This window comes from Catenovulum maritimum (genome assembly GCF_001050375.1).
In the GTDB taxonomy this organism is placed as follows: domain Bacteria; phylum Pseudomonadota; class Gammaproteobacteria; order Enterobacterales; family Alteromonadaceae; genus Catenovulum; species Catenovulum maritimum.
Genome location: NZ_KQ130507.1, coordinates 1 through 24,658 on the forward strand (window position 1 = coordinate 1; position 24,658 = coordinate 24,658).

The 24,658-nt window shown below is 38.1% G+C and carries 22 protein-coding genes and 7 tRNA genes; 6 read left to right on the forward strand and 23 right to left on the reverse strand.

Annotated elements, in window-relative coordinates; translation table 11 throughout:
* Window positions 1–176: 176 nt before the first annotated feature.
* From XM47_RS16905 to XM47_RS16955, 11 genes are all read right to left on the reverse strand, one after another.
* Window positions 177–2,027, reverse strand: a complete 1,851-nt coding sequence (locus tag XM47_RS16905; RefSeq protein WP_048695206.1) for a hypothetical protein — start codon at window positions 2,025–2,027, stop codon at window positions 177–179.
* A gap of 214 nt (window positions 2,028–2,241) precedes the next feature.
* A tRNA-Gly gene (locus XM47_RS16910) sits at window positions 2,242–2,317 on the reverse strand.
* Between the two features lie 50 nt (window positions 2,318–2,367).
* A tRNA-Leu gene (locus XM47_RS16915) sits at window positions 2,368–2,453 on the reverse strand.
* An 18-nt stretch (window positions 2,454–2,471) separates the two neighbouring features.
* Window positions 2,472–2,547: transfer RNA gene (locus tag XM47_RS16920), tRNA-Gly, on the reverse strand.
* A 38-nt stretch (window positions 2,548–2,585) separates the two neighbouring features.
* Window positions 2,586–2,671: transfer RNA gene (locus XM47_RS16925), tRNA-Leu, on the reverse strand.
* 27 nt (window positions 2,672–2,698) lie between these two features.
* Window positions 2,699–2,772 (reverse strand) — tRNA-Cys (locus XM47_RS16930).
* Window positions 2,773–2,785: 13 nt separating this feature from the next.
* Window positions 2,786–2,861, reverse strand: a tRNA-Gly gene (locus XM47_RS16935).
* Between the two features lie 184 nt (window positions 2,862–3,045).
* Window positions 3,046–3,591: a CDP-diacylglycerol--glycerol-3-phosphate 3-phosphatidyltransferase gene (pgsA, locus tag XM47_RS16940; protein WP_048695207.1), complete on the reverse strand. Its 546-nt coding sequence runs from the start codon at window positions 3,589–3,591 to the stop codon at window positions 3,046–3,048.
* Between the two features lie 45 nt (window positions 3,592–3,636).
* On the reverse strand, window positions 3,637–5,475 hold the full coding sequence (uvrC, locus tag XM47_RS16945) for an excinuclease ABC subunit UvrC (RefSeq protein WP_048695209.1): 1,839 nt from the start codon (window positions 5,473–5,475) through the stop codon (window positions 3,637–3,639).
* A 124-nt stretch (window positions 5,476–5,599) separates the two neighbouring features.
* A complete protein-coding gene (gene uvrY / locus XM47_RS16950) occupies window positions 5,600–6,244 on the reverse strand; it encodes a UvrY/SirA/GacA family response regulator transcription factor (RefSeq protein ID WP_048695212.1) in 645 nt (214 codons plus the stop codon).
* A 150-nt stretch (window positions 6,245–6,394) separates the two neighbouring features.
* Window positions 6,395–6,485, reverse strand: a tRNA-Ser gene (locus XM47_RS16955).
* A 323-nt stretch (window positions 6,486–6,808) separates the two neighbouring features.
* Between XM47_RS16955 and XM47_RS16960 the strand changes: the two genes are divergently transcribed.
* From XM47_RS16960 to XM47_RS16980, 5 genes are all read left to right on the forward strand, one after another.
* Window positions 6,809–7,477 (forward strand): Bax inhibitor-1/YccA family protein, encoded by a 669-nt coding sequence (locus tag XM47_RS16960; protein WP_048695214.1) that lies wholly within the window; start codon window positions 6,809–6,811, stop codon window positions 7,475–7,477.
* A gap of 124 nt (window positions 7,478–7,601) precedes the next feature.
* Window positions 7,602–7,985, forward strand: coding sequence for a sulfurtransferase complex subunit TusD (gene tusD / locus XM47_RS16965; protein WP_048695217.1), 384 nt, complete (start codon window positions 7,602–7,604; stop codon window positions 7,983–7,985).
* Window positions 7,985–8,347 (forward strand): sulfurtransferase complex subunit TusC, encoded by a 363-nt coding sequence (tusC, locus tag XM47_RS16970; protein ID WP_053084602.1) that lies wholly within the window; start codon window positions 7,985–7,987, stop codon window positions 8,345–8,347. The genes tusD and tusC overlap by 1 nt, the downstream gene beginning before the upstream one ends.
* Window positions 8,348–8,349: 2 nt before the next feature.
* On the forward strand, window positions 8,350–8,613 hold the full coding sequence (gene tusB, locus XM47_RS16975; protein WP_048695219.1) for a sulfurtransferase complex subunit TusB: 264 nt from the start codon (window positions 8,350–8,352) through the stop codon (window positions 8,611–8,613).
* Window position 8,614: 1 nt separating this feature from the next.
* The gene (locus tag XM47_RS16980; protein WP_048695222.1) at window positions 8,615–8,953 is read left to right on the forward strand and encodes a TusE/DsrC/DsvC family sulfur relay protein; all 339 of its coding nucleotides are present in this window, start codon (window positions 8,615–8,617) and stop codon (window positions 8,951–8,953) included.
* A gap of 241 nt (window positions 8,954–9,194) precedes the next feature.
* Here XM47_RS16980 and serS read toward each other — a convergent pair whose 3' ends face one another.
* From serS to XM47_RS17005, 5 genes are all read right to left on the reverse strand, one after another.
* Entirely contained in the window at window positions 9,195–10,490 is a 1,296-nt protein-coding gene (gene serS, locus XM47_RS16985) for a serine--tRNA ligase (protein ID WP_048695225.1), read from the reverse strand.
* 96 nt (window positions 10,491–10,586) lie between these two features.
* Window positions 10,587–10,973 (reverse strand): fluoride efflux transporter CrcB, encoded by a 387-nt coding sequence (gene crcB / locus XM47_RS16990; RefSeq protein ID WP_048695229.1) that lies wholly within the window; start codon window positions 10,971–10,973, stop codon window positions 10,587–10,589.
* Complete coding sequence (locus XM47_RS16995) at window positions 10,966–12,255, reverse strand: replication-associated recombination protein A (protein ID WP_048695300.1); 1,290 nt, start codon at window positions 12,253–12,255, stop codon at window positions 10,966–10,968. Before XM47_RS16995 ends, crcB begins: the two co-directional genes overlap by 8 nt.
* Before the next feature lie 37 nt (window positions 12,256–12,292).
* A complete protein-coding gene (gene lolA / locus XM47_RS17000) occupies window positions 12,293–12,928 on the reverse strand; it encodes an outer membrane lipoprotein periplasmic chaperone LolA (protein ID WP_048695233.1) in 636 nt (211 codons plus the stop codon).
* Between the two features lie 2 nt (window positions 12,929–12,930).
* The gene (locus XM47_RS17005) at window positions 12,931–15,645 is read right to left on the reverse strand and encodes a DNA translocase FtsK (protein WP_048695235.1); all 2,715 of its coding nucleotides are present in this window, start codon (window positions 15,643–15,645) and stop codon (window positions 12,931–12,933) included.
* Window positions 15,646–15,896: 251 nt separating this feature from the next.
* Between XM47_RS17005 and ald the strand changes: the two genes are divergently transcribed.
* Window positions 15,897–16,970: an alanine dehydrogenase gene (gene ald / locus XM47_RS17010; RefSeq protein ID WP_048695237.1), complete on the forward strand. Its 1,074-nt coding sequence runs from the start codon at window positions 15,897–15,899 to the stop codon at window positions 16,968–16,970.
* Window positions 16,971–17,102: 132 nt separating this feature from the next.
* On the opposite strand, the gene XM47_RS17015 is transcribed toward ald, so the two are convergent.
* From XM47_RS17015 to XM47_RS17045, 7 genes are all read right to left on the reverse strand, one after another.
* Complete coding sequence (locus tag XM47_RS17015; protein ID WP_048695240.1) at window positions 17,103–19,505, reverse strand: EAL domain-containing protein; 2,403 nt, start codon at window positions 19,503–19,505, stop codon at window positions 17,103–17,105.
* Window positions 19,502–20,038 (reverse strand): YfiR family protein, encoded by a 537-nt coding sequence (locus XM47_RS17020; RefSeq protein WP_048695242.1) that lies wholly within the window; start codon window positions 20,036–20,038, stop codon window positions 19,502–19,504. The genes XM47_RS17015 and XM47_RS17020 overlap by 4 nt, the downstream gene beginning before the upstream one ends.
* Window positions 20,039–20,141: 103 nt before the next feature.
* Window positions 20,142–20,675: a PqiC family protein gene (locus tag XM47_RS17025; RefSeq protein WP_048695245.1), complete on the reverse strand. Its 534-nt coding sequence runs from the start codon at window positions 20,673–20,675 to the stop codon at window positions 20,142–20,144.
* Window positions 20,672–22,321: a PqiB family protein gene (locus XM47_RS17030; protein WP_048695247.1), complete on the reverse strand. Its 1,650-nt coding sequence runs from the start codon at window positions 22,319–22,321 to the stop codon at window positions 20,672–20,674. The genes XM47_RS17025 and XM47_RS17030 overlap by 4 nt, the downstream gene beginning before the upstream one ends.
* The gene (locus tag XM47_RS17035; RefSeq protein ID WP_048695250.1) at window positions 22,318–22,932 is read right to left on the reverse strand and encodes a paraquat-inducible protein A; all 615 of its coding nucleotides are present in this window, start codon (window positions 22,930–22,932) and stop codon (window positions 22,318–22,320) included. The genes XM47_RS17030 and XM47_RS17035 overlap by 4 nt, the downstream gene beginning before the upstream one ends.
* Window positions 22,893–23,534 carry a paraquat-inducible protein A gene (locus tag XM47_RS17040; RefSeq protein ID WP_048695253.1) on the reverse strand — a complete coding sequence of 214 codons (642 nt, stop codon included), beginning with the start codon at window positions 23,532–23,534 and terminating at the stop codon, window positions 22,893–22,895. Before XM47_RS17040 ends, XM47_RS17035 begins: the two co-directional genes overlap by 40 nt.
* A 4-nt stretch (window positions 23,535–23,538) precedes the next feature.
* Complete coding sequence (locus XM47_RS17045; RefSeq protein WP_048695255.1) at window positions 23,539–24,417, reverse strand: patatin-like phospholipase family protein; 879 nt, start codon at window positions 24,415–24,417, stop codon at window positions 23,539–23,541.
* Window positions 24,418–24,658: the final 241 nt, after the last annotated feature.

Sequence of the window (24,658 nt, forward strand, 5' to 3'; positions counted from 1 at the left end):
GATTTAGCTCTAATACCTGAATTGGTAATTTTAGGTGGGTGTTTATATTCTTGATCTGACTAAAAGCGCTATCTATTCCAATATTAATTAATGCAATAAAAGTATAGATGGGATTAGAGCTACCAACTTGCTTGGCAGCTCTAAAGTCTGTGTAGTTCTGGTTATGTTATATCTTGCTATTTATGGATGAAATCAGCTGCTGAGTTGCCGTTAGGTAGCTTCATATCCCCTCTGTATAAAATATCAGGTCGCTCGTTTTCGCTCGCTCCTAGGGCGAGTCCATCTTTAATTATATTGGCTTGGCTATAATCCACAGCATAAAAGCCAACTTTCGACGATTCATCTCCAATTTCATTTTCTGAAAGTTGCGATAGTGCAAGGATAGGTGCGGTTGGGAAGATCAGATACCATCTTTCACCCGATAAATTGTGCTCAAGATCATTTCTTGAAATTGTCGTTACTGTCTTACCTACTTTGTTCGCTAAATGTTCTCTATTCCAGTCGCTTAATAAATAAGTGATTACATTACCAACTTCTGCCACCGGCTCATCGAACACGGTTTGGCGTAATATAATATCGCCACTAATTTTCAGATTGTTAATGCGGCCTCTGGTTAAATCGCGACAAGTCGTTCCACAAGCAAATGATCCTTTGCCAACTAAAAGAGCTGTACCACTATCTATTGCTTCAATATTCTCAACACTGATATCTTTCATTATTTTACTGTGTGGCTTTAACCAAACCCCAGTGAAACCATTTGTGACCTTGACATTTGAGATCTTAATTTTGTTCATGGATGAATAATATGGCCCCGAGCGATTAAAGTTATCATTATCTGTGCCGTTACCCGCTTCGACTCTAACGCCAATTCCATTAAAGGCTTCTATATTGTCAATTTCTATCCAGTCACCACCATACACTTGCACCACGCCATAACCAGTATGTGCATTAAATGCTTTAATGTTTTTAATGCTTCCCTTAATTGGCGTTCTACCATAGGTTGGATTTCTTACAATCGCAAACATGTCTGGAATGACCTTACCAGTTTGATCTATAAATTCATCCTGGTCATTCATTTTTAATGGAATATTTTCTGGGTTCATCGGGGTATTTGAACCATCGTCGTTTTGTACGTATCTGTCTTCCAAAAACACAGCCTTTGAACCAAAACGGTATGCGTAAGCACCATCTTTATAATCTGCATCTGCAAACATTTGCACTGACACAGATTCTGTATGATTATCTTCTATCGTTACATTAGAGATCGAAAAGTTCTCTACGTAAAATAGACCAAATGGAATAGCACGTGTTAAGTTTACTTGCCCCCCGCCATTTCCACCGACCATCTCTCCATAACTAATTGGCATATTTGTTTTAGCATCAACGGTAAAATTTGCGGTTGGATCGGTCGAAGTCACTTGTACATTTACGACTCTATCATCCAATAAATTATTTGGGCCATTACTACGGCCGAAGCTAAATAGGAATTGTCGATTGGGTTTATTTGACGGGTTACCTGTTGGGTTTGTATCTTCTTTTATTCCTCTCATCTCAAGTACAACATTTGGATCAATTTCAATACGAACATTCGAGGGTACAGGTATGTGCGCTAAGCTAAAGCGATTATTGCCACTTGTAGATGGTCTGAGAATTACCACACCACCATCATCTTCATTCTTTGCTCGATTCAAGGCACCTTTTAACCTTGCCGAGTCATTTGTATCTGCTGAAAAAACATCTTCAGCAAATAATATTTCAGGGTCATTATCAAAAACTTTATTTTCAAAATAGCCTATATCAGCCCCAACATAGGCTTCAAGATCTGTGTCTGTAGGACGATTTTCTACTTCGTCATCGTTATTCGGTACTTCAGGTACTTCAGGTACTGTAATTTCTTCTGATATTTGTTCACTTTCAACCTCTAGCTCAACATCACTACACGCACTTAGGCAAAGCATTGTAAAAATACAAATTAAGCTGTTTTTTACAATTACACTAAGCCGTGTAAAGGCTAAATCTTTATTCATAACAGTAACCACTTTTTAAATTTTTATTTAATCTATTAATCGATTGTATAAAAATATTAATAAAATGTATACATACATATGATGTTTTGGGTATTCATAAACAAATCTAGCATTTAAGCAGGTACAGATAAGAGAATCGAGAGTATTAGAAAAGGTTATAACCGAGTGGTTTAAGAGATTTTGTATTTAGATAACTTTAGATAATTTTAAGTATTGGAGCGGCTAACGAGACTCGAACTCGTGACCCCGACCTTGGCAAGGTCGTGCTCTACCAACTGAGCTACAGCCGCGATAGATATTTTTGAAGCGTTTGGAATTCCAACTTAAGGATAAGTAGGAATGGTGCCCGGGGCCGGACTTGAACCGGCACGCTCTATGAGCGAGGGATTTTAAATCCCTTGTGTCTACCAATTCCACCACCCGGGCGACACAATTACAGATATTTGGAGCGGCTAACGAGACTCGAACTCGTGACCCCGACCTTGGCAAGGTCGTGCTCTACCAACTGAGCTACAGCCGCATTAACTTTGCACATTTCAGACTCTGTTAAATCTAAAATGGTGCCCGGGGCCGGACTTGAACCGGCACGCTCTATGAGCGAGGGATTTTAAATCCCTTGTGTCTACCAATTCCACCACCCGGGCGACACAATGCACTAACTTGTTTTCATATGGAGGCGGGTCCCGGAGTCGAACCGAGGTGGACGGATTTGCAATCCGCTGCATGGCCACTCTGCCAACCCGCCCTGCTTTAGAAGTTGGAGCGGCTAACGAGACTCGAACTCGTGACCCCGACCTTGGCAAGGTCGTGCTCTACCAACTGAGCTACAGCCGCAACTTTCTAAATTCTGGAAGACTCTACCTAAGCTTTGCCATCTCCTGAAAACGAGGCGCATTTTACAATTTATCAGGAGTGAGTCAACACTTTATTTTAAAGTTTTTTCTAACCGCTCAAATAAACAGCGTTTTTAGGCAATTAATTATCAAATTAATGTATTTCGTGTATTTTTAATACAATCTTATGCTTTTTTAAATTCTGGCCAAGCCGCTTTTAAATAAATAACCATAGACCAGAAAGTTAAAATAACAGCGACATATAAAAATCCAGTAAAAATCGTTAGCGTTAAACCATCTAAATTGAACAAGAGTCCAAAAATAGCTAACATTTGTGCAAATGTTTTCCATTTACCGATTTCACTGACATTAACCGCAGCTCGTTTTCCCAGTTCAGCCATCCACTCCCTTAACGCTGAGATTAAAATTTCTCGGCAAACCATAACCACAGCAGGCAAAGTAATCCAAAACACATTGTAATGCTCAACAATTAGACCTAAAGCAGTAGCAACCATGAGTTTATCGGCAACCGGATCTAAAAAAGCACCAAATTTAGTTTGCTGCTGCCATTTTCTAGCTAAGTAGCCATCTAACCAATCTGTCGCTCCCGCTACAGCAAATATGCTGGCGGCTGCAATATATGCCCAAGGGACTGGCAAATAAAAACATAAAACAAAAAAAGGAATCAGCACTATACGAAATGCTGTCAGTAAATTAGGAATGTTCCACATCAAAAAAATCTTATCTCTATAGTTTCAACTGCATTGTCGCATTAATTAGGATTTATTGTCATGTAAGTATTGAAAAACAATTTCAGCCAGCTCTTTACTAATCCCCGGCACTTTTGCTATTTGCTCAACAGGAGCCGACTTCAAGCTTTGAATCCCCCCCATATACTTTAATAGAGCCTGTCGTCTTTTGGCACCGACTCCAGGTATTCCTTCCAGTACAGATGTTGTTTTCACTTTTTGTCTTTTGTTTCTATGGCCTGTAATAGCAAATCTGTGTGATTCATCTCTTATATGCTGGATTAAGTGTAAAGCAGGAGACTCACTTGGTAGGTTCATTGTTAAATGACTGCCTGCCAAAATCAAGGTTTCCAAACCAGCTTTTCGACTGGTACCTTTTGCAACACCAACTAATAATGGCATTTTTTGCTGCCAATTAGCAAAATGTTCTTCTGCTTGGGCTAACTGCCCTTTGCCACCATCGATAAATATCACGTCTGGTATTTTATCTTCTGCTTGAGGCGAACGATATCGTCTTGATAAAACTTGAGCCATAGCGGCGTAGTCATCTCCAGGCGTTATGTCAGTTATGTTGTATCTTCTATAATCTGTCTTCATCGGTCCGTTTCGATTAAACACTACGCATGATGCAACTGTTTGCTGACCCATGGTATGACTAATATCAAAACATTCAATTCGTTTAATCGGTTCTGCTAACTCTAAAACCTCATCTAATAAACTGAAACGTTTCTCCATGGATGCCGTTTCAGATAATTTAGTCGCAACCGCATTTTTTGCATTGGTTGATGCCAACTCTAGATAGCGAAATTTTTCTCCGCGAGTTGGCTGAGTAAACTTGATATTTCGACCATATAGCTCAGTTAAGGCTTGTTCCAACCCAGCAGACTCTGAAACCTCAAAAGGAATGACTATTTCCTTAGCGGGTTGTCTATCACTTGTTTGATTCAAATAGAATTGCGCCATGAAGGCGCTAAGTATTTCATCTGGCTCTGTCGCTTTTTGTATTTTAGGAAAATAGCTCTTACTACCTAATATCTTACTCTCTCGAATAAACAATACATGAATACAAGCCAAACCATGCTGTAAACTAAAACCAATAATATCCATATCGGAATGTTTACCCGATACATACTGCTGCTCTTGTATTTTACGTAGTGCGGTTATCTGATCTCTGTATTTAGCAGCGTTTTCAAAAGCAAGTGACTCGCTGGCGTTTTCCATCTTATTAACTAGCTGCGCCATCACCTCTTGGTTTCTTCCCTGTAAAAACAATTTTACTAAATCAACTTGCTCTATATATTCTTGATCTGACACTAAGCCTTTAATACATGGCGCTAAACATCGTTTGAGTTGATATTGTAAACAAGGTCGGCTACGAGCAGCATAATAACTATCTTCGCACTGACGAACCGGAAAGACCTTTTGCATAATACGCAAACTTTCACGTACGGCACCACCAGATGGGTAAGGGCCAAAGTAAGTATTTCCCTGTGCTTTTTTAGTGCCTCGATGAAACGCTAGCCTCGGGTGTTGGTGCCCGGATATCATAATATATGGATATGATTTATCGTCTCTAAGCAATACATTGTATTTAGGCATGTATTGCTTAATATAATTATTTTCTAGGATCAGAGCCTCTGTTTCTGTGTGAGTCACAGTAATATCCATAGAAGTAATTTGGCGAACTAGAGCTGCAGTTTTAGCGTTTGTGATGTTTTTACGAAAATAAGAAGACACACGCTTTTTTAAATTTTTGGCTTTGCCAACATATATAACCTGACTCTGCGAATCATACATGCGGTAAACACCACTTTGCTCAGTCAGTGTTTTCAGAAAGTTTTGTGAATCAAATTGTGGAGACGGCACAAGTAACCCATATTTAATATCAATTAAATAATGTTACCTATAAATCAGAGAAAAGTTTAGTGCGAAGAGCAGCAAAATTTAAATATGCTGCTCTAACATAGGAGCAATAGAGCGAAGAAGCCTATTAGATATTATTGGTATCTAACATGTTATAACGAATTGCCAAGTGCGTTAATTCAACGTCACCACCTATTTTAAGCTTTTCAAACATACGATAACGATAGCTATTCACTGTTTTCGAACTTAAATTAAGTTGTTCCGATATATCTTGGACTTTCTCGCCACGAGTTATCATCAACATAATTTGTAGCTCACGTTCGGATAAACTGTCGAAAGGGTTCTCGTCTTGTCCGCCTACTTGGGATAGCGCAATTTGCTGAGCGATATCAGGTGCAATATATCTTTGACCTGAATTAACTTGTCGAATTGCTTTGATCATTTCATCTGAGCCAGCACCTTTGGTTAAATAACCAGCTGCACCAATCTGCATGACTTTATAGGGAATAGGGTTTTCTGAGTGAACGGTTAAAAAGATGACTTTCGTGTCTGGGCAGTATCTAACAATTTTTTTGGTTGCTTCAATACCGCCAATTCCAGGCATATTCATATCCATAAGCACGATATCTGGATGGTTCTTACGACAAAATTGAACAGCTTCTTCACCTGTTTTCGCTTCGCCAACCACTTTAATACCGCGAATCTCACTTAAAATTCTATTGATGCCGGTTCTAACTAACTCATGGTCATCAACTAATAATATATTTATCAAATGAGCTCCAATGCCAATAGGCAAATGTTACATTAAGTTTTAATTATGTACTGCAAAAAAGCATAGAGTAGATTTTTAACAAATATTAAATAAAAGTAAAGAAGTGATTGATATTTTAGAGAAATAAAATGAAGGATGATACAAGTAAAGTGGCGGTGAGGCAGGGATTTGAACCCTGGATACGCTACAAACGTATGCTGGTTTTCAAGACCAGTGCTTTCGACCGCTCAGCCACCTCACCGCATGTACAAACAAAAGAGACCTCTCGTTTGGAACGGCGCAGATAATAGGGAGATTAGCTTAACTTGTAAAGTGTAAAACTTAATTTTTTTTATCTTCACTGTTCGTTAGCCTATTTATTAGGCAATAAGGTTAAAAACAAGACATATTTGAGCCTTGTTCCCCACAAAGGTGACTCACTTTATGGGCTAAATACAAAATAAATAAAGACCATGGTAATTAAGGGTTGAAATAAACAAGGTATGGTGCAATATTCCTAGATATTATTTTTGAACTTTTTTAAATTTCTATTTTCAAACAGAAAACTCAATTAAGAGGTGCATTATGGAAAATCAATCAATTTATAGCCGAGGTCGCGAAGCTTCGGTTTTAGAAACAAATAAGGTATTACGTAATACCTATAGCTTGCTCGCTATGACACTTACTTTTAGTGCGGTGACAGCAGGCATTGCAATGTCGTTAGATCTTAGCCGCATGATGGCGCTTGTTTTATCTTTAGTTGGCTTCGGATTAATTTTTGTCGTTAACAAAAAAGCGGATAGCGCATCAGGCATTTTTTGGGTATTTGCATTTACAGGTGTGTTAGGCGCAGCTTTAGGTCCAATGCTAAACCACTATGCAAGTATGCCTGGCGGCTCTGCTTTAATCGTACAAGCATTAGGCTCCACTGCATTAATATTCTTTGCTCTATCAGCATACACACTAACGACTAAGAAAGATTTTTCTTTCATGGGTGGTTTTTTGATGGTTGGCTTAATTATGGCAATCATTGCAGGTATAGCGAATATCTTCTTTCAAATTCCAGCGTTAAGCTTAGCGTTAAATGCAGTTATCGTATTAATTATGTCTGGTTTCATCTTATTCGATACAAGCCGTATCGTAAATGGTGGTGAGACTAACTATATACGTGCAACTGTAAGCTTATATCTTAATATTTATAACTTGTTCACTTCGTTATTACACCTATTGGGTGCTTTCGGTAACGATGACTAATTTATAAATTAGCAACGAAAAAGCCGGACTTGCTCCGGTTTTTTTAGCTCTAAAATTTAGTTATGGCTTTTAATCAGTCTACTAAAGCGTAAAATACCCTACACTTTTATCTCAGAGTTACACTATGGCTTCGTTTTTACTTTTCATAAATAGTGATTTAGATAATCAATCTAGTTATAGCGCCTACCGATTTGCAATGGCCGCAACAAAAAAACACAATGTCAAAGCAGTGTTTTTTTATGGGTCAGGTGTACATGTTGCAAACGAGCTTAGCACGCCAGCTGGTGATGAATTTAAATTAACTCAAGCATGGCAAGCACTTGCGAAACAAAACCAAGTAGAACTCATTGTCTGCTCTGCTGCTGCCCAGCGAAAAGGTATTCTCGATCAAGCAGAAGCTGAGTACCATGGTAAACAAAGCTATAATTTAGCGAGTGGATTTCGTATTGGTGGTTTAGCTGAGTATGCACAGCTACAAAGTCAAGTTGATAGAGTGGTACAGTTTTAATGACAGAGAAATCTCACGCAATTATTTTGACCCAGTCCCCCTTTCAAAACGATCAAGGAAAAGAAGCGCTTGAACTCGCACTAACCTTGGCAACCTTTGAACAAGCTGTCAGCTTGTATTTCAAAGATGCCGCCGTGTTGCAGCTGATAAAAAATTTGAATGGTGAGGGCATAAACCGAAAAACATATACAGACGGTTTTAAAGCACTCGATTTATATGACATTGAGAATGTCTTTGTCCTTACGACGAGTTTAGATAGCTACAATTTAGCCCCTGAGGCGTTAAATATTCCCGTTATCAGCTTAACTGAACAAGAATGGCGAGAATCCTTAGTCAATACAAATACAGTACTAACATTTTAATTATGACAACTTTATTCCATATCACACATCTCCTGACAGACACGGCTTTGCAGTCCTTAGCCACTCAGTTGGGTCCTAATGATGAAGTGCTATTAGCCCAAGATGGTATTTATAACCAGTTAGCATTAAAACAACAGGTACATTATTTAGCTGAAGATGCGACTGCAAGGGGTGTTTCTAATCGTTTGGTTAATAAAACCGCGATTAATTACGAGCAATTTGTTGAGCTAACGCTTAAACATTCTAGAATAATTAAGTGGGTATAAGATGAGCCAAAGCCTCTCATTTCAAGGTATTGAGATTGAATTAGACAAGCATGGGTATTTAGCAGATTACACTCAATGGCAACAAGAGTTAGCACCTATATTAGCAGAACAAGAGAAAATAGAACTAACCCCTGCCCACTGGGAAGTTATTCATTTTGTTCGTGATTTTTACTTAGAGTTTAAAACTAGCCCTGCGATCCGGATCTTGGTTAAAGCTATTGCTAAAAAATTAGGTGAAGATAAAGGTAATAGTAAATATTTATACAAGCTATTTCCAAAAGGACCCGCTAGGCAAGCGACTAAAATAGCAGGTTTACCCAAACCAGCGAAATGCATTTAGTTCTTGATAAACACTAGCTAAAAAATGAAAAAAGGGACATGAGTCCCTTTTTCTTTAAGCTAAACAATCAACGCAGCATTTACTTGCGACTGGCTTCATACCACAACAAGAAAAACTCAAACGCTAGATATAAAACTAAACCAATAACACCTATTATCACCATCCAATAGACAGCTTTTAAGAACACTTTTATTGGGTTAACTCTTTTCGACATAATCTAACCTTTAAGTTTTATCAATTTCTACTTCACAGATATGCTTGTTAAGCCACCCATGTAGTTTTGTAGTACAGTTGGAATAGCTAAACTGCCATCTGCTTGTTGGTAGTTTTCTAAAATCGCAACCAGAGTACGACCAACAGCTAAACCAGAACCATTTAATGTATGAAGTAACTCGGGCTTTTTAGCACCTTTACGACGAAATCTAGCCTGCATACGGCGAGCTTGGAAGTCGACCATATTTGAGCAAGAAGATATTTCACGGTAACAGTTTTGTGCTGGTAGCCAAACTTCTAAATCATAAGTTTTAGTGGCACCAAACCCCATATCACCTGTACAAAGCAAAACTTTACGATAAGGTAATTCTAATTTTTGTAGTACAGCTTCTGCGTGTCCCGTTAATTGTTCTAAAGTTTCAAATGAATCTTCTGGTTTAACTAACTGAACTAATTCAACTTTATCAAACTGATGTTGACGAATTAAGCCTCGAGTATCACGGCCAGATGACCCCGCCTCAGAACGGAAACAAGGTGTATGCGCAGTTAATTTGATAGGCAGCTGTTCTTCGTCAAAGATTTCATCTCGAGCTAAATTAGTTAAAGGTACTTCTGCAGTTGGAATTAGAGATAAACCATAGCCGTGTTCAGTTTCAGCTTGAGTATGGAACAAATCTTCACCAAATTTAGGCAATTGACCTGTGCCGTATAAGCTATCCGAATTTACTAAGTAAGGTACATAGGCTTCTTCATAGCCATGCTCTTCTGTATGTAAATCAAGCATGAACTGAGCTAGAGCTCTATGCAGCTTAGCTATTTGACCACGCATCACAACAAATCGAGAACCAGAAAGCTTAACACCGCTTTCAAAATCTAAGCCTTTATTTAAAAACTCAGCGACATCTACATGATCTTTTACTTCAAAATCAAAGCTTGGGATTGTGCCCCAAGTGGTAACTTCAAGGTTATCATTTTCATCTGCACCGGCTGGTACGGAATCATCTGGTAAGTTAGGAATACCTAAAGTAATTTTTTCGACTTGCTCTTGAACTGCTGCTAAGTCGGCTTTAGCTGTATCTAGATCAGTACCTAGTTGTCCAACCTCAGCAAGTAGAGGTGCAATATCTTCCCCTGCAGCTTTCGCTTTACCAATTGATTTAGAACGAGCATTTCTTTCATTTTGTAATTGTTCTGTTTTAACTTGTAAAGCTTTACGTTGCTCTTCTAAATCAGCAAGTTGCTGAGTATCTAAATTGAAACCACGTGCTTTTAATTTTTCAGCAACTAATTCGAGTTCGTTACGTAAGAATTTAGGATCTAACATTATTTACCTAATATTAATGATTAAACTATTTTAATATCCTGAATCGACAATCATGTAAGCAATTCTAGGTATTTCAGTTTTATGTTTTAGTAAAAATTACAATTTAAGTCCAGCGAGCTTACTACCAGCCCAGACTGCAAATAAACAAATCACGACATTAAAGACTACATTTAATACAGCTTTCACCCAGTCGCCTTGCTGAGCTAATAATAAAGTATCCATTGAGAAGGTTGAAAAAGTGGTTAACGCACCTAAAAAACCGATACCGATAAAAGTTCGCCACGGAACTAACTGTAACCAACCTTGGGCAATCAGAGTATATAAAAACCCGATTAGTAATGAGCCTAAAATATTGACTAAAAGTGTACCAAATGGAAAGCTTTTGCCAAACCAAATTAATGCGAGTTGGGATAAAAAATATCTTAAACAGGCACCCGTTGCGCCACCAATAGCAATAAAAGTATATGTTAATAAATTATTCATAGCGTTTCACCTTACTTTGTTGGTCAAGTTGACGTAAGTAGTCAAGCTTCTCGCTAATTTGCTTTTCTAAGCCACGTGGACTGGGTTGGTAGTATCGATTATGTTGAATTTCTTCAGGCAAATAATTTTCACCTGCCGCATAAGCATTCTCTTCATTATGGGCGTATCTATACTCTGCACCATGCCCTAATGATTTAGCTAACTCTGTTGGTGCGTTTCTTAGATGGGCTGGTACATCATAGCTCGGTAGGTTTTGTGCATCTCTCAATGCTGCTTTAAACCCAACATAAACCGCATTACTCTTAGGCGCACATGCCATAAAGACCGCAGCTTGAGCAATCGCTCTTTCCCCTTCTGAAGGACCAACACGAGTAAAGCAATCCCATGCATTAATTGCTAACTGCATGGCTCTAGGATCGGCATTACCTATATCTTCAGAAGCTATAGCAAGCAACCGACGTGCCACATAAAGCGGATCAACACCAGCCTTTAGCATTCTTGCATACCAATACAGAGCGGCATCTGGATCAGAGCCGCGTACTGATTTATGAAATGCAGAGATCATGTCATAGAAAACATCACCGCCTTTGTCGCCTGCCACTATTTTATACTGGCTGACAGACTGAATATGTTCGGGTGTAACTATTTTTTGATTCTGGCTGTCTGGTTCAACTATATCACTCAGCAGCTCAATTAGATTAAGCAAGTTTCTTGCATCGCCGTCTGCCACTTTAATTAAAATTTGGCGAACTTCTGGGCTAAAAGTTAATTCGGCGGCATCAAAACTTAAATCAGGTTGGTTTTTGACTAAATCGAAAAGTTTGTTTAAATCAGCATCTGTATGTTTCTGGAGTAAGTAAACTCTAGCTCGAGACAATAGAGCCCGATTCAATTCAAAACTTGGGTTTTCTGTTGTCGCTCCAATAAAAATAACTGTGCCATCTTCAATAAAAGGCAGAAATGCATCTTGTTGAGATTTATTAAACCTATGTACTTCGTCAACAAATAACAGGGTTTTTAATCCTTTCTCATTAGCAACTTGTTTGGCTTTATCAATTGCTTGACGTATATCTTTAACGCCTGAAGTAACAGCTGAGATTCTTTCTATATGCGCATTAACATAATTGGCAATTAATTCTGCTAATGTAGTTTTACCGGTTCCGGGAGGCCCCCAGAGGATCATAGAGTGAATTCGCCCTTTTTCTATTGAGCGATAAAGTGGTTTTCCAGCAGAAAGTATATGAGATTGGCCAATATAATCTTGCAAACGCTTTGGCCGCATTCTCGCAGCCAAAGGGGCGTTAAGTTGTTCAAACAAATTATTGCCTTTGATCGTCTAAGTCAGCACCAATAGGCATCACAAAATCAAAAAAGTTAGCTTCAAAATCTTTTAATGCTTTCGCTTTAAAATTAGATAATTGATACAAGCTAGTCTGGCCTTGGCGATCTAAAATTTGTAATGATTCTATTTTTGATTGTTCTGAAAAAATCAGGCTCAATTTAACTATCTGACTATCTTTATCTGTTGGAAGCACTTCATATTGATTTTGATCTAGTTTTTTCACTTGATACTGCTGCCAAGCTTTTGAGTTTGGTTCCATCAAAAGTAAAATTGGGTTGGCTTTAATTGTTTCAGATAAATCATATGCTGTAACTTGTTCAACAAATGGGTCATAAAACCAAACAGTTTTACCGTCAGATTGGAGTAAATTCTCGTTTGGCGCACCGGTTAACCATTTAAATTTATCAGGTTGAACCAGATCTATTTGGCCATTCGACATTTGTACAACCTGCTTTTTGCTATCAATAACTTGTTGCTTAAATTGAGCGCTAAAGCCAGAAATGCTGACAAGCTTTTGCTGTAATTGCTGCATCTCTGTAGTTTCTGCATTTGTAAAAAAAGCCAAATTGAATAATAAACTAGCTGAAATTATATTTTTAAACATTTTTATCATTATTAATCCATTCTTGGTGGAGCAGGAGCTAATACTTCTCGCGAACCATTATGGCCAGCAGATGTTACGACACCTGTTGCTTCCATTTGTTCAACTATTCGAGCGGCTCTATTGTAACCTATTCTAAATTTTCGCTGTACACTTGAAACAGAAACTTTACGAGTTTCTGTTACAAAAGCGACGGCTTCGTCGTACAAGGCATCGGAATCTTCATCACTCGATTCAGCTTGTTCTCCTGGTAACAAAATTTCTTCACTTGAATCACCGCTTAATATCTCGTCAATATAAACCGGTGTGCCTCTTGCTTTCCAGTCTGCAACAACAGCATGTACTTCATGATCATCAATAAATGCGCCGTGGACTCGAGTCGGCACGCTAGTGCCAGATGGTAAATACAACATATCACCCATCCCTAGCAGAGCTTCAGCACCTTGTTGGTCTAATATGGTTCGGGAATCAATTTTAGACGAAACTTGGAAAGCCATTCGAGTTGGAACATTCGCCTTAATCAAACCAGTAATAACATCCACAGATGGTCTTTGCGTTGCTAAAATTAAATGTATACCTGCCGCTCGCGCTTTTTGTGCAATTCGGGCAATTAACTCTTCCACTTTTTTACCGACTATCATCATCATGTCTGCAAATTCGTCGATAACGACGACAATAGCAGGTAATTTTTCTAGTTCAGGGGCGACTTCATCCATGCTGTCTCCGGGTTTCCAGAGTGGATCTTGTAAAGGCTCTCCAGCTTCTTGAGCTTGTAATACTTTGGCGTTATAACCTTTCATGTTTCTCACGCCCAATGCTGACATTAGCTTGTATCGGCGCTCCATCTCGCCAACACACCACCTCAATGCATTGGAAGCCTCTTTCATATCTATGACAACTTCACATAATAAGTGAGGAATACCTTCGTAAACCGATAGCTCCAACATTTTAGGATCTATCATGATTAGACGAACATCTTCTGGGGCTGATTTATATAAAAGTGAGGTGATCATGACATTGACCCCCACAGATTTACCAGAACCAGTTGTACCCGCAACGAGCAAATGAGGCATTTTCGCTAAATCAACAACCACAGGCTTACCTGATATATCCCCCCCAAGCACCATAGTAAGTGGGGACTTACTATTGGTAAACTCTTTACTGTCAACTACCTCACTCATGCGAACAATTTCTCTATGCTTGTTCGGTAGCTCTAAGCCGACATAAGATTTACCAGGAATAACCTCGACCACCCGCACACTCACGGCAGATAAAGAACGGGCGATGTCTTTAGATAAGTTAGTAATTTTTGAAACTTTTACACCGGGTGCGAGGTCAAGTTCTAGTCGAGTGATAACGGGTCCAGGATACATGCCAACCACAGTCGCTTGTACACCAAAATCTAATAATTTAGTCTCGACTAAGCGAGCTACGGCATCCATTTCTTCTTGGGTAATTGGATTTGTTTTCTTATCCGGGCGATCTAATAAATCAAAAGAAGGAAAATCGCCAATCGGTTCCGGTTTATCTGCTAGCTGTTGTAGCTTATCTTTAGTTGCTTGTGTCGCACTGGCGTTAATTAAATCCGCTAGGTGGGAGTCATTTGCTTTAACTCTTATGTGGGCTTTTTCAGCTGTTTGTATTTTCTCAGACTCTAACGGTAACAAAGACTGCATTTCATCATCATCTAACTCAGGCAGCTCGCCAATTTTAGGTTCATTATCTTCATCAGCTAGATCGTCAAAATGAGTGAGGCTATTCTCAGAGATTGGTTCTAATGGTGCATCTAACTCTTTAGCTTCAACCTTTTTAGACGTGCTAAATAAGCGATTGATTTTATCTTTGATGCCATGCTTACTTTCAGCTTGTTGTTGCTCGTCTGATATATCTACTTGCTGTTCACTATTTTCATTAAGATTAGAGCTAGGGTCAGCTTGGCTTGCTGTTTCTTGCTTTTCTTCAGCCTCTGCTGAGAAATAATTATGTGCGATAGCTAAATCTGAATTGTCGGAGCTTGTTGTTTCAGGTAAGTAATTTACCGTTTCTGGCGCTAAATTTTCTTCTTCTGTGGTCGTCACAGCTAATTCCGTTGCTTGGTTTTGTTCCTGCTCTCGACCTTGCTTGAATTCTGATATTTTTTGCCAACACCACTGCCCCGCATTAATACAAAGCTCACCCGTTTTGTCTATTAGAAATAACCAAGAAATCCCTGATAACAAAGTAAAGCCAGTGCAGAAAAAGCACAGCAAGAGTAAAGTGGTTCCAACAAAATTAAAATACGGCAGCATGGAGCCACTAATCACATCACCAATTAATCCGCCTGATGAATAGATGAAAACATCCGAAAAATTCATGCTCGATAACGAGGTAGCGGAAATGAGTAATAAAATAAAACCGATAACTCTCAAGCCTAAGGCTAAAAAGTCTATTTCAAAAAAATTAATTTTACGCTGAAACAAAGACCAGCCTAAAAAAGCAGAAGCGGGCGGAACTAAAAACGCAGCAAAGCCTAAAAAGAAAAACAGTAAATCTGACAGCCAAGCGCCACTCGCCCCAGCTAGGTTACGAATTGGTACATCATAGCCACTCTGACTCCAACTTGGATCAAGCGGATCAAACGAAACTAATGAAATTAAGACAAAAATAGCGAAACCGGCAAAAGTGATTAGACCAACTTCTAATAACCTTTGAATCCCTGATAATGATTTACTTTGGGCTGCTTTATCCAAACGAAAAAAATTCCTACTAAACTTGAAGACAAACGAATCTAATTTATATCTTTGACTTAAAATAGCGTAAAAGTTTCATCTAGCTACCGACTCTGTTTCAAAGATTTAGGCAGAGTATATCTTACTGCTAGCTAAATCACACCTAGTTAGATTTAAATTGTGAAACACTCGATAGATGCAATTTTTAAGCTCAAATCGTGACTAAAAACCAAGGTTTACTATACTTAAAATTTGCGAGTTGAGATGATTTTATGCAAATTGGCGTCCCGAAAGAAATTAAATCCGATGAGTACCGGGTTGGTTTAACGCCCGAGTCAGTCCAATCCTTAACTTTAGCGGGTCATACTGTTTGGATAGAGACGCAAGCTGGTCAAGGAGTCTTACGTACCGATCAAGATTACATTCACTCTGGAGCACAGGTCGTTTCTAAAACCGAAGTATTTAAGCAAGCTGAACTCATCATTAAAGTAAAAGAACCTCAGCCTAGTGAATACAAGTTATTTACACCTAAGCATATATTGTTTACTTACCTGCACCTTGCTGCCGAGCCAGAATTAACCCAAGCGCTTATTCAGTCTAAATGCACAGCAATCGGCTATGAAACAGTTCAATTAGCAGATAGTAGCTTGCCTTTATTAAAGCCTATGTCAGAAATAGCAGGCCGTTTAGCCATGCAGATTGGCGCAGAATTATTAACTAAACCTAAAGGTGGTATGGGCAAGCTCATCGGTGGGTTAAGTGACACACCACCCGCAAAAGTAACCATAATTGGTAGTGGGATTGTAGGCCAACATGCTTTAGCCAGCGCAATTGGGTTATCAGCAGATGTCACTTTATTGGACACTAATCAAGATAAACTAAATTTAATGTCGGAGAAATATAAACATAATCTCAAGTGTGTAATATCTAATTTAGAGAATCTACAAAAATCAGTATTAGACTCTGACATCATTATTGGAGCCGTTTTAATTCCGGGTGCTAAAGCACCTAAATTAATACCTCTTGATTGGCTAGAACAGATGAAAAGTAAAGCAGTACTAGTCGATGTGGCCATTGATCAAGGTGGCTGCTTTAGTAGCTCAAAAGCAACCACACATAAGATCCCCTACTTCATTCAGGCTGATGTTATTCATTCTTGTATTGCAAACTTGCCTGGTGCGGTACCACTCAGTGCAAGCTATGCATTAAATAAGGCAACCTTAAAATATATAGAAGCGATAGCTAATCACGGCTTAAGCAAGGCAATTGAATATTTACCTGAATTAAAGCTAGGTATCAACCTAGCAAACGGTGATATTTGTCATCCAAGCATTAGGCGCTATTAAACCGATTTGGGTCAAGTTTATCCTAGGTCGTGTTATAATTTGAGCTAAGAAAAGTAATACAAAGATTCACACGCTTAGAAAAATAGGCGGAGTTAGGCACTCCACCCTATCGTTTTCTAACAGAAAGAAAGGTTAAGCTTCGCTTTTTTGTTCTGATTCAGAGTGAGATAACTCAAGCACATTTTGAAAAGGCATAGGCTTAGCATAGAAATAACCTTGCATGAAACTACAACCTTGTTCATGTAAAAAGTCACTTTGCAGTTGAGTTTCAACCCCTTCGGCTATAATTTCTAGACCTAATTTTTGTGCCATAGCGATAATTGCTGATGCAATTTCAACATCATGTTGATCATCCGGAATATCTCGAATAAAGCTGCGATCAATTTTAACACTATGGATAGGGAAACGTTTTAAATAAGCTAATGATGAATAACCTGTGCCAAAATCATCAATCGATAATCGAATACCTAGATCTCTCAGCTGGTGCATTATTTCTATCGCATGCTGAGTATTCTCCATCACCATAGACTCTGTTAATTCAAACTCTAATTGCTCTGGTCTAACACTAAATTCGACTAAAACCTGTTTAATTTCATCTAAAAAGCCTTTCGCAAAGAATTGCCTTGCAGATAAATTAACGGCAACGCCTTCAATGCCTAAATCGGTTAAATACGCTTCATTTTTAGATATAAAGGCACAAACTTCTCGTAGTACAAACAAGCCAATTTCGTGTATTAATCCGGTTTCTTCGGCTAAACCGATAAATTTATCTGGCGGTATAAAACCATCTTCTTTATCAATCCATCTAATTAAAGCTTCTGCCCAGAAGAATTTTTTAGCGGTTGCATTATATTGTGGTTGCAAATAAACAGATAATTCATTTTCTGATAGCGCATGTTTCAATTTATGCTCTAAACGGACCTTCTGCTTGATTTCTGTATCTAGCACTTTACTAAAATAAACCGCTTGATTCCGTCCTGAGTCTTTGGCTTTATATAGGGCAATATCAGCATTTCGAATTAACTCAGCTCCTGTTTCACCATCTCTTGGGTAAACACTGACCCCAATTGAAGCCGTGACATCAAGCAAAGAATCAACGCCCATTGGCGTAACGACGGAGGCTAAAATGTTTTGAACCAATCTATCTAGTTGAGCTGGACTTTGAATATCACGAATTAATATCATAAATTCGTCTCCACCCATGCGCGAAACCACATCATCAGTCGATACTGATTGAGATATCTTACGCGCGACAACAGTCAAGAGCTCATCACCGCACTCATGCCCTTGAGTATCATTAACTCGTTTAAAATGATCTAAATCTAGCATAAGAACCGCTAGCGACTGATTCATTTTATGAGCTGTTACTATTTCTATTTTAAGGTGATCGTTAAAGAATCTACGATTTGCTAAACCAGTTAATGGATCATTGAACGCCATTCTTTCGAGATCATCCTGAGCTTGTTTTAATTCTGTTACGTCGAGTAATGATCCAATGCAGGCAGATAAACTGTCATCGCCCACATCAACAGGTGCAATCTGTTCAAGAAATGCTTTTGAAGTGCCTTTAGCCGTAGTAAAACCATATTCAATCATGGCAGAATCAGAAACTAAGTTGGCTTGCGCTAACTGATCTGATACTTGCACCCAATCTTCAGCATTAATTTGTCTTCTGTAATCAATAAAAGATAAAGGTAATTTACATTGGGTCATGTCTTGCCATTTCTGGTTTACATAAACAAATCTATCATCGCTATCTCTAAGGTAAATACCAATTGGTGCATGATCGGCTAACGCTCTAAACCTTTTCTCTGAAATTTGTAATAAATTATGCTCTTTCGCTAGACTATCTAACATGCTATTAAACACATCGACTAGCTGACCGACCTCATCATCTTTAGACTTATAAGCTCTGATATCAGAGAAAACATTAGTTGTTATACTTTTAGCTGTTTCATGCAGATGGTGTAATGGCGACAACATTCTGGTTAATAAACCATTGGTCAACATATAGATGGCAATAATTGCGACGACTAATACTATAGTTAATATACCAACGACTTGCTGCTGACTGGTCTTTATAAAATCAAGATTTGAGTCAATGACTAAAGCACCGATGACCTGACTATTATCAGAAATGGATACGAATAAGTTCACATTATCTGCAGAAAATTCGTAATGATTCTCTTGGTAAATATCCTGTTTCGGGGTGCAAACTCTCTTATTGTTAGCGCTCACATAAAGCGCAAAGAAATCACCGTTTTGATCATATAAACAAATTTGATCTATGGTTTGATGATATTGAGCAGCAGATAAATTAGTATTGGCCGCAGATACATCATTAAAAATCAACGCAGCGATGCTTCGGTTACCCAAAATTTCAGCAATCACATTTAAATCAGTTACAACTTTGTCTTTGGCTAAATCCTTTTCAACCAAAAATAATATGGTGCCGATTGCAACAAAGGCTAATACGAAAACAGCAGATAGCCAGCGTATAATGGAAAACTTAAGCGAGTGTCTGGCATTTATCATTTTTTAAGGTCCTTAATTTCACTGGCTAATTCTAATAACGCAGAGCTAAAACGAACCTTGTTTTCAGCTGATACAATTAAATTAATATTGAATCTTATTTTTTTATTTACGTTGATAAGTTCAACTGCAGCAAATTCTTTTTGTTCTTTACAGCCATCGCAAATAACTAATTGTTTATTAAATTGAATATTTTTATCTATCGAAGGGGTTTTTTCACCATAAATAATGGTGTGGCAGTCTGTAACACTCTCAGCAAAACTCTTCTTTTCTAAAACTAATACTTCTTTGCCGTACACTTTGACGCCACCTGAAGCCATTTTTAATTTATTTTCAGAAGTGGGACTGCCGACAACGCACAGCGCTAATTTGGCATCAGATAGATCTATGGATAAGCGAGAATATTTTAGAATAGCAAATATCATAGCGGCTCTAACACTACCTTCATCAGGGTTAGAAACTTTAGCATGCGCAATTGATATCTGAAGGCAAAACAGCCAGGTGATAGTTGTAATATATGTTATTGTTTTTAACATTGCAGAGTCCGATTTACTGCGTCATTCGCAATAATTGCAATTAATTCTTAAACCTTGGTTTAGTCCTGTTATTCCTGCTGACTTACTAGCGAAGTCAGAAGATTTACTCTAATGAATAAATAGAATCCGTTAGCTGATTTAGTAACAAAACTAGTTGCTCTATTAAAGCAGAATAACCCACTTCCGTTTGCTGGCCTTCAAAATAAAAAAACTGACTATTATTCAATTTATTATCCAGCATAAGGCTTATGCTGCCAGACAAATATGCATTGCCGCTAATACTACCATTAAATTGCTCTAAATGAATCTCTAAACGGCAGGCTTTTTTATCATTACATATAGCAGGTAACTGACCTTTTGCATCTATCTGTCTAGTTAAATAGCGTTCAACACCAATTGAAATGGATTCAGCCCATTGATGCTGGGTGCTATAAATAAGTTGATGAGGCGCTTTCACAACTAAGATTTTTTTACTTTTTAAGTAATCCGCTACCGATACTGTTACCGACATACCTGATAAAGGGCTTAAATGTGCAAGCTTAGGCTTAGGGAGCACATAATAATTAACGCTTGGTTGAATTTGACTAGCGCAGGCTGATAGTAAAAAAATTAACATGCCCAATTTTAATAATTTCATAATCCTTCTCCAGGGCGAACTTCTTGCTCTGCTTGTTTACCCCAAATTAAAGCATCAGGGGTTTGTTCTAGTTGCTCGACTAATTTTTGAATTGAGAGCAAGGCTTGGTTTAAATTATCAACAGACTGATTAACCGTATTTAAAGTGCCTGATTCTTCAGTGAATTGAGTCAAAGTATTCTGAACCAGTCGTAAGGTTTCATTTACCTCACCCGGTAGCTGGTTCACTTGTTCAGAGTTAAGTAGTTTATTAGCCTGTTCAACTAGGTTATTGACTTGCTTGACTAGGCTAGATACCTGGTTAAGGTTTTCATCCATATTAGCAACGACGCTATTAACTTGAGTGAGCGTATTGTCCAATGGTAAAGCTTCAATTTTTAACATTATCTTATTTAATGAGGTCAACATGACATCTAAGTTGTCATTGATAGTCGGTAAACTAAGATACTGGCCGACTTTTTCAACACTGGCATTGTTTGATTCAGAATAAAAATCTAATTGAACTAAACTTTGTCCGCTAACTAAGCTTCCTGTTTTTAAAGCCGCTTTTAAACCTTTATTTACATGTTCGGACAAAACTGAAACTAATCTTTCTCTGGCTTCTGGCGTGTCTTGTTCAAATAAATGTCCAGGATATAAGCGAACCAATACGGGGACTAAAGGCATGCTGGCTTGTTCAAACTGTTTTGAGTCTAAGTATTTAAAGTCAATATCAATTACACTACCAATTTTTATCCCTCGATATTCAACGACTTCGCCAATCGTAAGGCCTCGCACTGAACCATCAAATAATAAGAGGTAATCAACAAAATATTTGTATGGGTGCTCTAGTACAGCTCGTTTATTCTCAAATAAGGTAAACTCATCACCGTCTGTGACCGCCTCTGGCGGAGCACTTGAGTGTCCGAGTTCAAAAGCAACACCACCTGTTAAAATGCTTTCCATAGACTGAGAATGCATGTCTAACCCTTGGGAGCTAAGCCTAAATGATAATCCACTCGCATTGTAGAATCGGGTATTGGAGTTAATCATTTGACTATAGGGCGCTTCAATAAAAATGCTGGTTTTAATTTTATTCTTAACTGTAACATCAACGTTAGTCACCTGCCCAACTTCGACCCCTTGATACAATACGGGGTCACTCGGGTTGATTGAGCTAGCGACATGACTGATTAACGATAAATTAATCCCGCCTTTATTCACTCGGGTTAAAGGTGGATTTTCTAATCCGACAAATTGTGTACGTCCCGGAGAATCTTGTCCGGGCTCAAGCTCAATATAAGCGCCTGATAACAAAGTTCCTAAACCAGATACCCCTTTAGAACCTATTCGAGGCTTTACCACCCAAAACTCTGAATCTTGTCTGAGTAAACTAACCGCTTGAGGTTTTATCCTTGCTATCACTGTAACTGTTTTTAAATCATCATTGATTTGTACTTTTATAACAGTGCCGACATCAACATTTAATGCCTTAATTTGGGTTCTTTTGGCGTCTATACCTTCCGCATTATTAAAGCGAATTTCGATTTCAGTTCCTCTTTCCATGTAATGTTTAACAACAAACCAACTGCTAATAAAAATAGCAAATAAAGGGATCAGCCAAACCGACGACAATTTTGTATTTTTTTTAATATTCGCTTTGATCATTTTTCTTTAATCGAATCCCAAATTAACCTTGGATCAAAAGAGTTTGCCGAAAACATAGTTGCCAACACGACTCCACAAAAAGCTAATGCAGCCCACCCAGGCTCTATTTGCATAACGCCACCTAGTTGAATTAAAGCGACTAAAATAGCAACCACATATACATCTATCATAGACCAGCGGCCAATCCACTCAATAAAGCGATATAACTTAGTTCTTTGCTTTTTAGCGACGCCATAACCAAGCTTGATTGATATCACCAGCCAAGCGATAACACATATTTTAAAAATAGGAATGACGATACTGGCAAAAAATATAACTAAAGCAATAATATAAGAGCCATGTTGCCATAAGTCTATCACCCCACTCACAATCGTATTCGGTAAACTTAGACCAAATGAAACCGTAGTCATGACAGGTAAAACATTAGCTGGTACGTATAAAATAATAGCAGTAAATAGCCAGGCTAAAGTCCATTGAAAGTTAGGGTCTTTCCTTAACTCAATTCGCCCTAAACATCGACTACAATTTGAATTGCTCTTTGAATTCAAATGATAACAGTTCAAGCACAAAATTAAATTTTGTTGGGCTGCTGTTTTAACTTTTGATGACATAATATTTTATCCAAGTAATGCCAAAATCTAATTTTATCTAGGTTACCTAAGGCGGCGGCTAAAAAAACACTAAATGTCATATAAGCCCATAATCCATAGCCAAATTCAACTTGAGCTAAACTCATTAGTTTAGTTAGGCTAGCTAAAATAGCGATCAAATAAACATCTATCATATTCCAGCTTTTCATTTTAAAAATAATTCTAGCGAGAAAATGCGTACCTGGGGCAACTTTTCGCATGAATATCATAGGGTAAAGTATATAGATAAGCCCTAGAATTATAATTAATGGAAAAACAAACAAGCTCATGAAAACAAAAATTGAAAGTAACCACTGGCCTTGTTCAAAAAATGCGAAACTACTTTCGATAAAGTACATAGTTTGACTGTTGCCATTTGCATTAATACTGATAAAGGGGAATACATTGGTGATAAAGAGTAAAAACATGCAAGAAATAGAAAAAGACAAGGTGAACTGTAAACTGTATTTAGGCCTTATCGAAATACGGTAGTTACACACAGGGCAATAAGCTGATTCTGCATGACTTAAAGTAGGATATTCAACTAAAGTGTCACAGTGGCGACAAGCGATCATTCTAGCCATTATCTCAACCTAGAGCTTTAATTTCTGAGGCAATACTCTCGACAGCCTTATAGCCAATTTCAATTGCTTCTTGTGCGCGGTTAAATTCCATAATTCCTATATGTGACAAGCTTGGTCTAATCAGTATTTCAGGTGGATCACTTTGCAATCTTGCCTCGGTTATTACCTGCTGCATTATATCAATTGAGCCAGCTGCGACTGCCAGCATATTCGGTGATGAGGGTAAACTCGGTTCAACACCTCCCCATAGTTTAGATAAGCTTTTATTATTACTCAATAAATCTTGGAACTTAGATTGATTTGGTTCCTCTTCAATGAATTGCTCATCTCTGTGATTTAAGTCTATCGCTATAATATGTGTTGCTCCCATTTCTCGGCAAACAGATACAGGTACAGGGTTTACTAAAGCGCCATCTAACATCCAGTGCCCTGCTATATATTGTGGGGCTAAAATACCAGGAATAGCGCATGAAGCTTTAATTGCATCAACAAAGCCGCCAGAGCTAAAAACATGCTGTTTTCCGGTATAAAACTCGGTCGCTATCGCAGCGTATTGACATTGGCTGTCTTCAATTAAGCTATCTCCAATTGTTTGTTTTAGGTGATTAAAAAGCTTACTACCCGCTAACATGCTTCCTTTTCCTAAACCTAAGTCTAGCAATCTCAACACTTTCCATGTATCAAGTGATAGGGCCCACTTCTCAAGATCTGCTAGCTGGCCATTACAATAAGCCGCCCCGACTAAAGAACCGATCGAGCAACCTGCAATATAATCAGGTTTAATCCCTAATTTAAGCAATGCATTTAACACACCAATCAATGACCAACCTCTGGCAGCACCACTGCCTAATGCTAAACCTATTTTTACATTATTTTCTGACATAAATTAGTTGCTTAAGATAATAAAATGACTAATAGATGCTATGCTTTCCTTATAATATGTCAATGCTATATATTTATAGCTTAAGAAGGGAATAACCTTTATTATTTATAAGATAATATTGGGATTAGGTTAAAACAGTACAAAAGAGAAATGCTGCAAGTAACATAAAATTGCTTGCTTTGTTGTTAACAAACTAGCATGATTCTGTACTAAGTTAACTAGATGCAATGGAATTGTGATG

Excerpts from the sequence above, each read along its gene's own strand:
- XM47_RS16960 (WP_048695214.1), top strand. The coding sequence starts at position 6,809 with ATGGAAAATCAATCAATTTATAGCCGAGGTCGCGAAGCTTCGGTTTTA.
- XM47_RS17025 (WP_048695245.1), bottom strand. The coding sequence starts at position 20,675 with ATGAAATTATTAAAATTGGGCATGTTAATTTTTTTACTATCAGCCTGC.
- tusC (WP_053084602.1), top strand. The coding sequence starts at position 7,985 with ATGACAGAGAAATCTCACGCAATTATTTTGACCCAGTCCCCCTTTCAA.
- XM47_RS16980 (WP_048695222.1), top strand. The coding sequence starts at position 8,615 with ATGAGCCAAAGCCTCTCATTTCAAGGTATTGAGATTGAATTAGACAAG.
- serS (WP_048695225.1), bottom strand. The coding sequence starts at position 10,490 with ATGTTAGATCCTAAATTCTTACGTAACGAACTCGAATTAGTTGCTGAA.
- XM47_RS17035 (WP_048695250.1), bottom strand. The coding sequence starts at position 22,932 with ATGTCATCAAAAGTTAAAACAGCAGCCCAACAAAATTTAATTTTGTGC.
- tusB (WP_048695219.1), top strand. The coding sequence starts at position 8,350 with ATGACAACTTTATTCCATATCACACATCTCCTGACAGACACGGCTTTG.
- XM47_RS17045 (WP_048695255.1), bottom strand. The coding sequence starts at position 24,417 with ATGTCAGAAAATAATGTAAAAATAGGTTTAGCATTAGGCAGTGGTGCT.
- crcB (WP_048695229.1), bottom strand. The coding sequence starts at position 10,973 with ATGAATAATTTATTAACATATACTTTTATTGCTATTGGTGGCGCAACG.
- pgsA (WP_048695207.1), bottom strand. The coding sequence starts at position 3,591 with ATGTGGAACATTCCTAATTTACTGACAGCATTTCGTATAGTGCTGATT.
- XM47_RS17040 (WP_048695253.1), bottom strand. The coding sequence starts at position 23,534 with ATGGCTAGAATGATCGCTTGTCGCCACTGTGACACTTTAGTTGAATAT.
- XM47_RS17020 (WP_048695242.1), bottom strand. The coding sequence starts at position 20,038 with ATGTTAAAAACAATAACATATATTACAACTATCACCTGGCTGTTTTGC.
- XM47_RS17015 (WP_048695240.1), bottom strand. The coding sequence starts at position 19,505 with ATGATAAATGCCAGACACTCGCTTAAGTTTTCCATTATACGCTGGCTA.
- ald (WP_048695237.1), top strand. The coding sequence starts at position 15,897 with ATGCAAATTGGCGTCCCGAAAGAAATTAAATCCGATGAGTACCGGGTT.
- lolA (WP_048695233.1), bottom strand. The coding sequence starts at position 12,928 with ATGATAAAAATGTTTAAAAATATAATTTCAGCTAGTTTATTATTCAAT.
- XM47_RS17030 (WP_048695247.1), bottom strand. The coding sequence starts at position 22,321 with ATGATCAAAGCGAATATTAAAAAAAATACAAAATTGTCGTCGGTTTGG.
- tusD (WP_048695217.1), top strand. The coding sequence starts at position 7,602 with ATGGCTTCGTTTTTACTTTTCATAAATAGTGATTTAGATAATCAATCT.
- XM47_RS16995 (WP_048695300.1), bottom strand. The coding sequence starts at position 12,255 with ATGCGGCCAAAGCGTTTGCAAGATTATATTGGCCAATCTCATATACTT.
- XM47_RS16905 (WP_048695206.1), bottom strand. The coding sequence starts at position 2,027 with ATGAATAAAGATTTAGCCTTTACACGGCTTAGTGTAATTGTAAAAAAC.